Annotated in this window: 13 protein-coding genes; 3 read left to right on the forward strand and 10 right to left on the reverse strand. The window is 69.6% G+C overall.

The window, feature by feature from the left end; all coding sequences use genetic code 11:
• Positions 1-31: 31 nt before the first annotated feature.
• A complete protein-coding gene (locus tag F9B98_RS00345; protein WP_150951435.1) occupies positions 32-439 on the forward strand; it encodes a rhodanese-like domain-containing protein in 408 nt (135 codons plus the stop codon).
• 38 nt (positions 440-477) lie between these two features.
• Positions 478-1,452: an alpha/beta fold hydrolase gene (locus F9B98_RS00350; RefSeq protein ID WP_150951438.1), complete on the forward strand. Its 975-nt coding sequence runs from the start codon at positions 478-480 to the stop codon at positions 1,450-1,452.
• Between the two features lie 27 nt (positions 1,453-1,479).
• Here the strand turns inward: F9B98_RS00350 and F9B98_RS00355 are convergent, their stop codons facing one another.
• From F9B98_RS00355 to F9B98_RS00380, 6 genes are all read right to left on the reverse strand, one after another.
• On the reverse strand, positions 1,480-2,271 hold the full coding sequence (locus F9B98_RS00355; RefSeq protein ID WP_150951440.1) for a PP2C family protein-serine/threonine phosphatase: 792 nt from the start codon (positions 2,269-2,271) through the stop codon (positions 1,480-1,482).
• A 4-nt stretch (positions 2,272-2,275) separates the two neighbouring features.
• Positions 2,276-2,692: a cytochrome c oxidase subunit 4 gene (locus F9B98_RS00360; RefSeq protein WP_150951442.1), complete on the reverse strand. Its 417-nt coding sequence runs from the start codon at positions 2,690-2,692 to the stop codon at positions 2,276-2,278.
• A 2-nt stretch (positions 2,693-2,694) separates the two neighbouring features.
• The gene (ctaD, locus tag F9B98_RS00365) at positions 2,695-4,458 is read right to left on the reverse strand and encodes a cytochrome c oxidase subunit I (RefSeq protein ID WP_150951444.1); all 1,764 of its coding nucleotides are present in this window, start codon (positions 4,456-4,458) and stop codon (positions 2,695-2,697) included.
• Between the two features lie 2 nt (positions 4,459-4,460).
• A complete protein-coding gene (gene coxB / locus F9B98_RS00370) occupies positions 4,461-5,345 on the reverse strand; it encodes a cytochrome c oxidase subunit II (protein ID WP_150951446.1) in 885 nt (294 codons plus the stop codon).
• Positions 5,346-5,511: 166 nt separating this feature from the next.
• Positions 5,512-5,877: an iron-sulfur cluster insertion protein ErpA gene (gene erpA / locus F9B98_RS00375; protein WP_056227791.1), complete on the reverse strand. Its 366-nt coding sequence runs from the start codon at positions 5,875-5,877 to the stop codon at positions 5,512-5,514.
• Positions 5,878-5,949: 72 nt separating this feature from the next.
• Complete coding sequence (locus F9B98_RS00380; RefSeq protein WP_150951448.1) at positions 5,950-7,344, reverse strand: dipeptidase; 1,395 nt, start codon at positions 7,342-7,344, stop codon at positions 5,950-5,952.
• Between the two features lie 46 nt (positions 7,345-7,390).
• Here F9B98_RS00380 and F9B98_RS00385 point away from each other — a divergent pair, with 46 nt between their 5' ends.
• Complete coding sequence (locus F9B98_RS00385; RefSeq protein WP_150951450.1) at positions 7,391-7,963, forward strand: DUF3043 domain-containing protein; 573 nt, start codon at positions 7,391-7,393, stop codon at positions 7,961-7,963.
• Positions 7,964-8,042: 79 nt separating this feature from the next.
• Here F9B98_RS00385 and F9B98_RS00390 read toward each other — a convergent pair whose 3' ends face one another.
• The 4 genes from F9B98_RS00390 to F9B98_RS16040 all read right to left on the reverse strand — a co-directional run bounded on the left by F9B98_RS00390 (position 8,043) and on the right by F9B98_RS16040 (position 12,255).
• A complete protein-coding gene (locus F9B98_RS00390; RefSeq protein WP_150951452.1) occupies positions 8,043-9,068 on the reverse strand; it encodes a quinone-dependent dihydroorotate dehydrogenase in 1,026 nt (341 codons plus the stop codon).
• Positions 9,069-9,078: 10 nt separating this feature from the next.
• Positions 9,079-9,570 (reverse strand): transcriptional regulator NrdR, encoded by a 492-nt coding sequence (gene nrdR, locus F9B98_RS00395; protein ID WP_150951454.1) that lies wholly within the window; start codon positions 9,568-9,570, stop codon positions 9,079-9,081.
• A gap of 12 nt (positions 9,571-9,582) precedes the next feature.
• On the reverse strand, positions 9,583-10,884 hold the full coding sequence (hisD, locus tag F9B98_RS00400; protein WP_150951456.1) for a histidinol dehydrogenase: 1,302 nt from the start codon (positions 10,882-10,884) through the stop codon (positions 9,583-9,585).
• A gap of 63 nt (positions 10,885-10,947) precedes the next feature.
• Entirely contained in the window at positions 10,948-12,255 is a 1,308-nt protein-coding gene (locus F9B98_RS16040) for a hypothetical protein (RefSeq protein ID WP_225310165.1), read from the reverse strand.
• Positions 12,256-12,306: the final 51 nt, after the last annotated feature.

Genomic DNA, 12,306 nt, shown 5'->3' on the forward strand with positions numbered 1-12,306 from the left:
CCTGTCCTCCGCTGCCCCCTAGCGTGAGAGCATGACAGACGCCCACGACTACTTCTCCCGCCGCCTCGCATTCGAGACCGATCCGAGCGACGTCTACGCCGACCAGCGCGGCGGCCGAAGCTTCGTGCTCGTCGACGTACGGGGCGATGACGCATGGGCGCAGGGACGCATCACAGGTGCGATCCACATGCCCTACCGGCAGATCCCCGACAGGGCGCCCCGCGAGATCCCGGCCGGCACTCCCGTCGTCGTGTACTGCTGGAGCCCCGGTTGCAACGCCGGGCAGAAGGGCGCCCTCGCCTTCGCCGACCTGGGGTACGAGGTTCGCGAGATGATCGGCGGGTACGAGTACTGGGTGCGCGAGGGACAGCCCCACGAGAACGACGAGGGGCCCTGCGAGCGGGTCTTCGATCCGACCGTCATGGTCGTGCGCCCCTGATTCTGGAGCGCGGCCGGTGATGCCGTTAGGCTTCCGGGATGCAGCACCCGCCTCTCGAACCGTTCGCCTCCGGATTCGTGGACCGACCCGACGGGGCACGTTTGTACTGGGAGACCTCGGGTAACCCCCGAGGGCGGCCGGCGCTCTACCTGCATGGCGGCCCGGGCGGTGGTCTGGGAAAGGGCGGGTACCGGCGTCGCTTCGACCCCGATCTGCATCTCATCGTCGGTATCGATCAGCGCGGCTGCGGTCGGAGCACACCGTGGGCAGCCGATGATCTGCGCACCCTGCGGCATCAGACCATGACGAACCTTCTGGCGGATCTCGAAGCGGTCCGTGAAGAGCTGGGCGTCAGCCGCTGGCTCCTGCACGGGGTGTCCTGGGGGTCCACCCTCGCGCTGGCCTACGCCCTCGAGTATCCCGATCGGGTTCTCGAAATCGTCAACTTCGCCGTCACGACCGGTGCGCGCTGGGAGATCGACTGGATCACCGACGGCATCGCCCCGGTGTTCCCGGAGGCATACGAGCGCCTGCGCTCCCTCCTGCGTCCCGATGAACGCACGATCGAGGGGTATGCACGGCTGCTGACGGACGTGGATCCGGTGGTGCGGCAGAGAGCCGGCGATCACTGGGACGAGTGGGAGGCCACCCACATGTCCCTGGGGCCCCTCGCCACCCCCGGACCCCTGCACGCGGACGCGCACCACAGGCTCAACTTCGCCACCCTGGTCACGCACTACTGGGCGCGGGACTGCTTCCTCCCCGGCGTCGAGGCAGTGCTCCCCCGCGCGCACGAACTCGACGGCATCCCCGGCGTTCTCATTCACGGGCGTCGAGACATCAGCGGGCCGTCGCTCACCGCATGGAGGCTGCACCGCGCCTGGCCGGGGTCACGGCTCGAGATCGTCGAAGAGGATGGCCACGGCGGGCCGCGCAGCGCACAGCTCGCTCAGGATGCCATGGACGACTTCGCGCGCGCCGATCTCCGGTCCCATTACCGCGCTACGGACTGACCAGCCCGCGGTCGCGAGAAGGACCGATCAGGCCGTTTCGACGTCCTCGGCGAACCACCGGGCTGCGGAGCCGAAGAACACCGGGTCGTTGCCCGCGGGCACCTCGTCGTCGACGATATCGCAGACGACGACGGTGACGTTGTCACGTGTCCCCGCCTCGAGCGCGAGGGCCACGGCCGCCGCAGCTGCGGACCGCGGATCGTCCGCTTCAGCGATCAGATGGGCGACGTCAGCCTCGGGCACGTAGTCGGTCAAGCCGTCGCTGCAGAGCACCCAGCGGTCACCCGCCAGCGGCGGGCGCTCGGCGACCGAGACGACGTCGCCCTCCGAGCCCCCGAGGGAGGCCGTGATGATGTTGCGTCGCGGATGGGCCTGCGCGGCCTCCGGCGGAATGATGCCGTGATCGACGAGCGCCTGGACGTACGAGTCGTCGCGCGTTTCACGCGTGAACTCGTCACCGCGCAGAAGATACGCGCGAGAGTCGCCCGTGTGGGCGAGCAGCAGCTCACCGCTGATGCTGAGGAAGATCCCCGTGAAGGTCGTCGCCATGCCCTGCAGCGCGGGATCGCGCTCCACGTGAGCCCGGATGTCCCAGTTCGCTTCGCGGATGCGCACGAGGAGGCCGTCGGCATCCATTCCGCTCCCCCGCGTCGCGACGAGGCGGTGGATGAGGGCGGCGGATGCGAGATCGCCGGAGGGGCCTCCCCCGACGCCATCGGCGACCGCCGCACCCCAGGACGCCGCGAAGGCGGCGTCCTGGTTGGTGGGACGGTGGGAGCCGGCGTCGGAGACGGCGGCTGCGTTCAGCCGGATGGGCACGGGATCAGCGCGCGAAGTACCCGCGGTAGTACTCGTAGACCCAGCCGACGATGGCGACGACGAAGATCGCGAAGCCGACGGGCACGAGCCAGCTGCCGACCGCGAGGCCGATCACCGCGATCGCCGCCGAAGCTGCGAGCACGATGGGCCACCACGACCACGGGCTGAACTCGCCCATCTCGGGGTCGCCGTCGTCGATGTCCGCCGTCAGGGTGTCTTCGGGCAGGTCACCGCGCTGAGCCTTGAGCACGCGAGAGATGTAGAACGCGATCATCGACGACATGAGGCCGAGGAAGACCAGCGCAACGCTGCCGACCCACTCGACGCCCCCGTGCTGGAGCAGGCTCCAGACGGTGTAGACGGCGCCGATCAGGAAGGCGAAGACGGCGAGCAGCCACCAGAGTCCGACATTGGTACGCATGCTTACTTGACCTCTCCGGCCGCGGAGTCGACCACGGGCGCCTCAGGGGCGTCCTTCGCCGGGCCCACACCGACCGGGATGCCGGCCTCGGGGTGGTTCAGGTCGAAGGCGGGACGCTCGCTGCGGATACGCGGGATCGAGGTGAAGTTGTGACGCGGCGGCGGGCACGAGGTGGCCCACTCGAGCGACGCGCCGTAACCCCACGGGTCGTCGACCGTGACACGCGGTGCCTTGCGGGCGGTGATCCAGACGTTCAGCAGGAACGGGATCATCGAGGCGCCGAGGATCATCGAGCCCACCGTGGAGAGCTGGTTCTCCCAGGTCCATCCGTCGGCGGCCGCGTAGTCGGCGTAGCGGCGGACCATGCCGTCGACGCCCAGCCAGTGCTGGATGAGGAACGTCATGTGGAAGCCGATGAACAGCATCCAGAAGTGCACCATGCCGAGACGCTCGTTGAGCATCTTGCCGGTCCACTTGGGCCACCAGAAGTAGAAGCCGGCGAACATCGCGAACACCACGGTTCCGAACACGACGTAGTGGAAGTGCGCCACGACGAAGTACGAGTCGGACAGGTGGAAGTCGAGCGGGGGCGACGCCAGGATCACGCCGGTCAGACCACCGAAGACGAACGACACGAGGAAGCCGAGCGCGAAGACCATGGGCGTCTCGAACGTGACCGACCCTCGCCAGAGGGTTCCGATCCAGTTGAAGATCTTCACACCGGTCGGCACGGCGATCAGCATCGTCATGAGGGCGAAGAACGGAAGCAGCACGCCACCTGTGACGTACATGTGGTGCGCCCACACCGCGACCGAGAGGGCCGCGATCGCGATGGTCGCGTAGACGAGCGTCTTGTAGCCGAAGATCGGCTTGCGGCTGAACACCGGGAAGATCTCGGACACGATGCCGAAGAACGGCAGCGCGATGATGTAGACCTCGGGGTGACCGAAGAACCAGAAGAGGTGCTGCCAGAGGAGCACGCCGCCGTTCTCGGGGCTGTAGATGTGGGCGCCGAGCACGCGGTCGGCGGCGGCGGCGAAGATCGCCGCGGCGAGCACGGGGAACGCGAGCAGGATCAGGATGCTCGTGATGAGGGTGTTCCACGAGAAGATCGGCATGCGCCACATCGTCATACCGGGCGCACGCATGGTGAGCACCGTGGTGATGAAGTTGACCGCACCGAGGATCGTGCCGAAGCCGCTGATGCCGAGGCCCAGCATCCAGAGGTTGCCGCCCACGCCCGGCGAGAAGCTGGCGTTGGCGAGCGGCTGGTACGCGAACCATCCAAAGCCGGCCGCACCCTGCGGGGTGAGGAAGCCGGAGACGGCGATGGTGGAGCCGAAGAGGAAGAGCCAGAACGCGAAGGCGTTCAGACGCGGGAACGCGACGTCGGGCGCACCGATCTGCAGCGGCAGCAGCGCGTTCGCGAAGCCCGCGAACAGCGGCGTCGCGAACATGAGCAGCATGATCGTGCCGTGCATCGTGAACAGCTGGTTGTACTGCTCTTTGGTCGGGATGATCTGCATGCCCGGCTCGAACAGCTCGGCGCGGATGATGAGCGCCATGACGCCGCCGAGCATGAAGAACATGACGGAGGCGATCAGGTACATGTACCCGATGGTCTTGTGGTCGGTGGAGGTGATCCACTTGACGACCAGGTTGCCTTTCTGCTCCACACGCGAGGTGCTCAGCAGTGCGGCTTGACGCGGCGGGAGAGTCGTCGGGCGCGAAGAGCCCGTCCCCTGGAGCGGAAGCGTCGTGGCCATGATCACTCGTTCCCTTCGGCGGTGCCGGTCGTCGTGAGATTCTGCAGACGCGAGAGGTCGCTGATGTCGCCCACGTTGCCGGCCTGACGCAGCGAGCTGAGGTAGTTCTCGTACTCGGCGTCGCTGACGACCTTCACGTTGAAGAGCATGGCGGAGTGGTACTCACCGCACAGCTCGGCGCACTTGCCCTCGTACGTACCCTCACGGGTGGGCGTGAACGACCACTCGTTGTCACGACCGATGTACATGTCTTTCTTGTAGAGGAAGTCGATGATCCAGAACGAGTGGATGACGTCGCGCGAGCGGAGGTCGATCTTCACCGTCTTGTTCACCGGCAGGTACAGCGTCGGGACGTCTTCGAGATCGTAACCGTCGGACGTGGCCTTGGCCTGCACACCCATGGAGTACACGGCGTCGGAGTTGTCCTCCTGCGTGCCGTTGTACTGGAAGTCCCACGCCCACTGCTTGCCGTAGGCCGTGATCGAGACGTCGGGGTTCTCGTACTGCGTCTCGAGCGTGTTCTGGTCGCGCGCGGTGAAGGCGAAGAATCCCACGACGAGGATCAGCGGGACGATCGTGTAGAAGATCTCGACCGGCATGTTGTAGCGCAACTGCACCGGGAGACCGGACTGGCCCTTGCGACGGCGGTAGGCGATGACCGACCAGAGCATGAGGCCCCACGTGACGACACCCACCGCGAGCAGGACGATCCACGAGTTGACCCAGAGCCCCGCGACCATGTCGGTGTGGTTCGTGGCAGCCGGGCCGTCATCGACGAAGCCGGGCAGGAAGCCGTGGAGCTGGGTCGTGGTGCAGCCCGAGAGGAGCGCGACGGAGGCGATCCCGAGAGGGAGCGCTGCCCAGCGAAGGCGACGTTTGGAGGGCACAATGCACCTTTCCGGGTCGTGGATGTTGCTCTGACAGTCTAGAGCAACCTCTCACCGTTCTCAGGCCATTCGTCCAGTGCCGAGACATCGAGAACCCCCGGTTTCCACGGTGTGATCCGGGATTCCGGGGGCTCTGGATTCGGCGCCGGGAAACGGCGTCGGGGGGTCAGTGGAAGCTGTCTCCACACGCGCAGGAACCCTGCGCGTTCGGGTTGTCGATCGTGAAGCCCTGCTCCGAGATCGTGTCCTTGAAGTCGATGTTCGCGCCATCGAGGTACGGCACGCTCATGTCGTCGACGATGACCTCGACGCCGTCGAAGTCGACGACCTTGTCGCCGTCGAGGTAGCGCTCGTCGAAGTAGAGCTGGTAGATGAGGCCGGAGCAGCCGCCGGGCTGGACGGCGACGCGCAGGCGCAGGTCGTCGCGACCCTCCTGCGACAGCAGGCTCTTCACCTTGTCGGAGGCGGCCGCGGTCAGGCCGACGCCGTGCTCGCGGGTCTCGGCGGAGGACGACAGTGTGGTGTCGGTCATGGCGATGCCCTTCGGGTTGTTCGGTCGCGGGGACGAGTCGAGTCTACGCCCGTCCCGCCCCCGCGGCCCCGATCAGTTCGTGCGCGCGTTGAGGCGGGCCAGCAGCAGCGCCTCCGAGACCAGCGCGTTGCGGAAGGTCTCGAGGTGCAGGGACTCGTTCGGGCTGTGCGCGCGGGCGTGCGGGTCTTCGACACCGGTCACGAGGATCTGCGCCGCGGGGAACTCCCGGACGAGGTCGGAGATGAACGGGATCGAGCCGCCGATGCCGACGTCGACCGAGTCGACGCCGTACCCGTCCGCGAACGCGGCCCGCGCCTCCGCCACCGCCCAGCCGCTCGTGTCCACGAGGAACGAGTCGCCGCAGTCGATGTCGGAGAACTCCAGCTGCGCACCGAAGGGGGCGTGCGCGCGCAGGTGCGCCTCGACCGCGGCGAAGGCCTCCTTGGCATCCTGCCCGGGTGCGACCCGCGCGCTGATGACGACGCTCGTCTGCGGGGAGAGGGTGTTGGATGCCGCCTCGACCGGGGTGGCATCCCATCCGGTGATCGTGATGGACGGCTTGTTCCAGATGCGGCTGAGGATCGAGTCGCGCCCGATCGGCGTCACGCCCTCGAGGAGACCGGACTCGGCGCGGAGCGTGGACTCGTCGTACGCGGGGGTCTCGGCGTCGCGAACGGCGAGGCCCTCGACCGCGACGGCGCCGTCGTCGTCCCACAGGGTCGCGAGCAGCTTGACCGTGGCGAGCATGGCATCCGGCACCGCTCCGCCCATCATCCCGGAGTGGGAGGCGTGCTCGAGGGTGCGGACGGTGAGGGTGAAGCGCGCGTTGCCGCGGAGCGAGACGGTGAGCCCCGGGGTGCGCTCGTCCCAGTTTCCGGAGTCCGCGACCACGATGACGTCGGAGCGGAGCACCTCGGCGTTGTCGGCGAGGAACTGACCGAACGAGCGCGAGCCGTATTCCTCCTCCCCCTCGATGAAGACGGCGATGCCGAGGTCGAGGTCGTCGCCGAGCACCTCCGACACCGCACGGATGGCACCGACGTGGGCCATGACGCCGGCCTTGTCGTCGGCGGCCCCTCGTCCGTAGAGACGCCCGTTGCGGACGGTGGGCTCGAACGGCGGCGAATCCCACAGCGCGTCGTCTCCGGGAGGCTGCACGTCGTGGTGCGCGTACAGCAGCACGGTCGGGCGACCGTTACGAGCGGCGCGCGTGGCGAGCACGGCGGGCTGGCCGAACTCGTCGGTTCCGGGGATCGCGGCGCGCTTGACCTCGACCGAGTCGAAGACGCCGGTGCCCTCGAGGAGGGCGGCGACGGCGTCGGCGCTCTTCACGAGGGCCGACTGATCGAAGGCCGGCCACGCGATCGAGGGGATGCGCACGAGGGAGCCGAGATCGGCGAGGGCGGAGGGGATGCCGGCGTCCGCTGCTTTTTGCACAGCGTCCTGCCGGGACAGGTCGAGGGTCATGCGGGTAATCTTAAATCTCCCGATCAGCGAAGCACCGAGGATTCCCGTGGCCAAGTCCCCCGCCCCCGCCCCCAACGACACACCCGTCGAGCCGACGGAGCTCGGTTCGGGCAAGGGTCGCGCGACCCCGTCGCGCGCCGAGCAGGAGGCCGCTCGCAAGCGCCCGCTGGTGCCCGACACCAAAGAGGCCAAGGCCCGGGCCCGCGCCGAGCTCGCCGCGCAGCGCGAGAAGGCGCGCATCGGCATGGCTGCCGGTGAAGAGAAGTACCTCCCCGTGCGCGACCGCGGCCCGCAGCGGCGCTTCGCCCGCGATTTCGTCGACGCCGGTTGGCACCTCGGCGAGGGCGTCATGCCGTTCATGATCCTCGTCATCGTGGCGACGCTGATCCCGGTGTCGTTCTTCCAGTACTGGTCGTTCGTGGCGCTGTGGATCTTCATCCTCTTCGTCGTCGGCGACATGATCATCACCTCGATCCGCATCAAGCGCGCCGCGAAAGAGAAGTTCGGCGAGAGCCGGGTCGAGAAGGGCCTCGGCTGGTACGCCGCCATGCGCACGGTGCAGATGCGCTTCATGCGCCTGCCCAAGGCTCAGGTCAAGCGCGGGCAGTACCCCGTCTGACCCGGACTTTCCTCCGTGAAGCGGCGTGCCCTCGGGCGCGCCGCTTCTGCGTTCCCGCGACGAATCGCGGGACGTCCGCTCAGCGGGCGCGCGCGAGACCGCGGTTGATCTGCCGGGCCCACAGCGGGCCGCGGTAGAGGAAACCGGTGTATCCCTGCACGAGGGTGGCTCCGGCGGCGAGGCGCTCGCGCACGTCGTCGGCGGTCTCCACTCCCCCGGCCGAGATCACGACGAACCCCTCGGGCACGGCCGCGCGCACGAGCCGGAGCACCTCCGCGGCGCGCCCCTTGAGCGGGGCCCCCGACAGCCCACCGGCACCCATGGCCTCGACCTTCGCCTCGTCCGTCGCCAGGTTCGAGCGGGAGATCGTCGTGTTCGTGGCGATGATGCCCGCGAGTCCCGCGTCGACGGCGAGACGAGCAATGTCCCGCACCTCGGAGTCGTCGAGATCGGGGGCGATCTTCACGAGCAGGGGCGTGTCGCCCGCGGCATCCCGAACCTCGGTCAGAAGCGGGCGGAGCGTCTCGACCGCCTGCAGGCCGCGGAGCCCTGGGGTGTTGGGCGAGGAGACGTTGACGACGAGGTAGTCGGCGAGCGGGGCCAGCAGGCGCGCGCTGCGGACGTAATCCGTCGTGGCGTCCTCGACGGCGACCACGCGGCTCTTGCCGATGTTGACCCCGATGACGGGGCGGCGCCGCGAGCGACGCAGACGGCGCAGTTTCGCAGCCGCCGCGGCGGCCCCGTCGTTGTTGAAGCCCATGCGGTTGATGACCGCGCGGTCGGCGACGAGACGGAACAGGCGCGGCTTCGGGTTGCCCGGCTGCGCAAGCGCGGTGACCGTCCCCACCTCGACGTGGCCGAAGCCGAGGGCCCCCAGGCCGCTGACCATCGTGACGTTCTTGTCGAAGCCCGCGGCCACACCGAAGGGCGAGTCGAACGACAGGCCCAGGGCGTGCACGCGCTGAGCGGGCGCGGGCGCCGTGAAACGACGGACGAGGGATGCCACCGGCTCGACGCCCGCGACACGGATCACGAGTGCGCCGAGGTGGTGCGCGAACTCGGGATCGAAGCGGGTGAGGACCGTGCGGAAGAGAAGGGGATACATCCCCGCCAGATTACTGGACCGGGTGGTCCTCGCCGATCGGCCCCGCCCCGCGGGTGGCGTGGTCAGCGCGCAGCTGCGCGATCGCGGCATCGAAGTCGTCGAGCGAGTCGAACGCCTGGTAGACGCTGGCGAAGCGCAGGTAGGCGACCTCGTCGAGCTCGCGGAGCGGACCCAGAATGGACAACCCGATCTCATTCGCCTCGATCTGCGACGACCCCGTCTGGCGGATGTTCTCTTCGACCTGCTGCGCGAGCACCGCGAGGTCGGCATCCGTCACCGGTCGACCCTGGCACGCCTTGCGCACGCCCGACATGACCTTCTCGCGGCTGAACGGCTCGACGACACCGGAACGCTTGATGACGTTCAGGCTCGCGGTCTCGACGGTCGAGAATCGTCCGCCGCACTTCGGGCACTGACGGCGCCGACGGATGCTGAGGCCGTCGTCGCTCGTACGCGAGTCGATGACGCGGGAGTCCGGGTTGCGGCAGAAGGGGCAGTGCATGACGCCGCCAGACTACGCGTCGAAGCGCGCGGTCACGGCCTCGCCGTGCGCGGGCAGCGCCTCGGCGTCGGCGAGGGTCACGATGGCGTCGCGTACCCGGGCGAGTGCCTCGCGGTCGTACTCGACCACCTGCTGGGGACGCAGGAACGTCGCCGCCGACAGACCGGCGCCGTACCGAGCCTGTCCCCCGGTGGGCAGGACGTGGTTGCTGCCCGCGAGGTAGTCGCCGAGGCTGACCGGGGTGTAGGGGCCGACGAAGACGGCACCGGCGTTGACGAAGTCCTCGGGGCGCGGGTCGGAGAGGTGCAGCTCGAGGTGCTCTGGAGCGTAGGCGTTGCTGAACGCCGTCGCCTGGGCCAGGTCGTCAACCAGCACGACGGCCGACTGCGGGCCGTGGAAGGCCGCGGTCACGCGCTCGCTGTGGCGGGTTGCGGCGACGCGTTCGGGCAGGGCCGCGCGCACCGCGTCGGCCAGCGCGGCCGAGGCCGTGACCAGCACGGCGGACGCCTGCTCGTCGTGCTCGGCCTGACTGACCAGGTCGGCGGCGACGAGAGCGGGCACGGCGCTGTCGTCGGCGACGACGAGGATCTCGGTGGCCCCGGCCTCGGAGTCGGTTCCCACGCGCCCCGCGACGGCGCGCTTGGCGGAGGCGACGAAGTTGTTGCCGGGCCCCGTCACGACGTCGACCGGATCGAGGCCGATCTCGGACACCCCGTAGGCGAAGGCGCCGATGGCACCCGCGCCACCCATGGCGTAGACCTCGGTGACGCCCAGCAGCTTCGCGGCCGCGAGGATCACGGGGTGCACCCGACCGCCGAAAGCCGCCTGCGGCGGTGAGGCGAGGGCGACCTCGCGCACGCCCGCGACCTGCGCGGGGACAACATTCATGACCACGCTCGACGGGTAGACGGCCTTGCCACCGGGAACGTACAGCCCCACCCGACGCACCGGCTGCCAGCGCTGGGTGACGCGGGCGCCCTCACCGAGCTCGGTGACGACGGGCGCGGGGACCTGGGCCGCGGACGCCGTGCGCACGCGCACGATCGCCTCGTCGAGGGCGGCACGGATGCCGGGATCCAGATCGCGCAGAGCCTCGTCGAGGTGGTCCGCGGGCACGCGCAGGGCGTGGTCGCTCACCCGGTCGAAACGGGCGGCTTGCTCGCGGAGTGCTTCTTCGCCGCGACGGGCGACGTCGTCGACCAACCGGGCTGCGGTGGCGAGGGCCTCGTCGCGCGCGGCGTCGGCTCGCGGGACGACGGCGAGGAGCTCGGCCAGCGAGAGCACGCGGCCGCGGAGATCGATCGTGCGGAGCATGCTGTCCAGGCTACCGGCGCCTGCGAGCCGCCTCGCGCGGGGCGGACGGCTCGCAGGCTCTGCTCAGCCGCGGGTGACGCCGGAGACGTCGTGCAGGTAGCCGATGCGGCCGTCGTCGTGGCGGACGACGAACGTCTCGCCGCGGTCCTCGATCACGAGCGCCCACGCGGTGGGCCCGATGCGGAAGATCGGGGTGCCGTAGTCGTCGACGATCTCGCGCTCCTCGGGCGCGAGGGCCCAGAACGCCTGCGCGTGCGGGTGCTCGTCGCGCTTGTGCTCGTCGCGCGCATGCTCGTCGTACCCCGTACGGCGCTCGGCAGCCGGCTCGGCGTCGGCCGGAGCCGCCCAGCGCGAGTGATCGTCACGCGCATCGGCCTCGCCGCGCTCGTCGTGGTCGTCGCGCAACGGCGCGAACACGTCGGTGTCGTTGTCGTCGGCGTGCGCGGGCAGGACGCTCGTCGCCGGAGCCGGGTCGTGTGCGAGGTCGGTGGAGCCTGTGTAGCTGCCGGGAACGGGGGCATCCGCGTCCGCGTCGGCGCCGGGGTGGGCCGGCGCCGCGGACACCGGCGCCTTGGTGGTGCGCGGCGTGCGCGGACGCGCCACGACCGGGCGGATGGGACGCGCGTTGCGGTGCGCGGGCACCTCTTCGCGACCGCGGAAATCGGCCGAGAAGGGCGGGATGAAGGGCCCGAACACCGTCAGCACGACCCCCGCCAGAAGCAGGACGGCCTCGACCCAGATGACCCACGAGCGGGTCCAGATCGCGGTCGCGTCGAACACGGCGACGGTGTCCCACACCCACGACACCCACACGAGGGCCGAGACCGTGAACGCCACGGAGGCGAACTGGTCGATCCCCAGGGAGCCCACGCGGCGGATGCCCTGCGGCGAGAGGCGTCGGAGCACGAGCAGACCGACCGCGACGGTCGGCAGCGCGATGGCGGGGATCCACCACAGGCCGGAGAGCCAGACGTTGGCGCCGCCGAGGAGCACGCCGGAGGGCGAGTCGAGGATGTTCGTGCGGAAGAACGAAACGATGAAGGCGACGACCCAGATGCCGAGCAACGCGACCTCGCGGACCGAGAACGGCCCGACCCCGTAGTTCGGGCGGTCGGCGTGTCCGTCGACTTGCGGGCGACTGCCGGTGTGGGCGTTGGCGTGCGCCGCCGCGGGGACGGACGCCCCGCGGGAGCCGGCCTCGAGGGCGCCGGTGTCGTGGCGCCCCGCGTCGTCCGAATCGGCGACGGAGGCGGCCGAACCGTGTCGCCGGGCGCCGGTGGGCTCGTAGGGAGCGCGCTCGGCGGCGCGGGGGCCGTCGAGGCGGTCGGGGTCGGTGGGCGTGAAGCCGTCGTGGGGGGTCGGGTCGGTCACGGTGGTCCTTTCGGAGGGCGGCAAGCGCCCGGTCATCCTAACCAGGGGGTC

This window comes from Microbacterium testaceum StLB037, assembly GCF_008763945.1.
GTDB classification, from domain to species: Bacteria; Actinomycetota; Actinomycetes; order Actinomycetales; family Microbacteriaceae; genus Microbacterium; species Microbacterium testaceum_G.

Coding starts and splice junctions, on each gene's coding strand:
- F9B98_RS00345 (WP_150951435.1), top strand. CDS start 32: ATGACAGACGCCCACGACTACTTCTCCCGCCGCCTCGCATTCGAGACC.
- F9B98_RS00350 (WP_150951438.1), top strand. CDS start 478: ATGCAGCACCCGCCTCTCGAACCGTTCGCCTCCGGATTCGTGGACCGA.
- F9B98_RS00360 (WP_150951442.1), bottom strand. CDS start 2,692: ATGCGTACCAATGTCGGACTCTGGTGGCTGCTCGCCGTCTTCGCCTTC.
- ctaD (WP_150951444.1), bottom strand. CDS start 4,458: ATGGCCACGACGCTTCCGCTCCAGGGGACGGGCTCTTCGCGCCCGACG.
- erpA (WP_056227791.1), bottom strand. CDS start 5,877: ATGACCGACACCACACTGTCGTCCTCCGCCGAGACCCGCGAGCACGGC.
- F9B98_RS00380 (WP_150951448.1), bottom strand. CDS start 7,344: ATGACCCTCGACCTGTCCCGGCAGGACGCTGTGCAAAAAGCAGCGGAC.
- F9B98_RS00390 (WP_150951452.1), bottom strand. CDS start 9,068: ATGTATCCCCTTCTCTTCCGCACGGTCCTCACCCGCTTCGATCCCGAG.
- nrdR (WP_150951454.1), bottom strand. CDS start 9,570: ATGCACTGCCCCTTCTGCCGCAACCCGGACTCCCGCGTCATCGACTCG.
- hisD (WP_150951456.1), bottom strand. CDS start 10,884: ATGCTCCGCACGATCGATCTCCGCGGCCGCGTGCTCTCGCTGGCCGAG.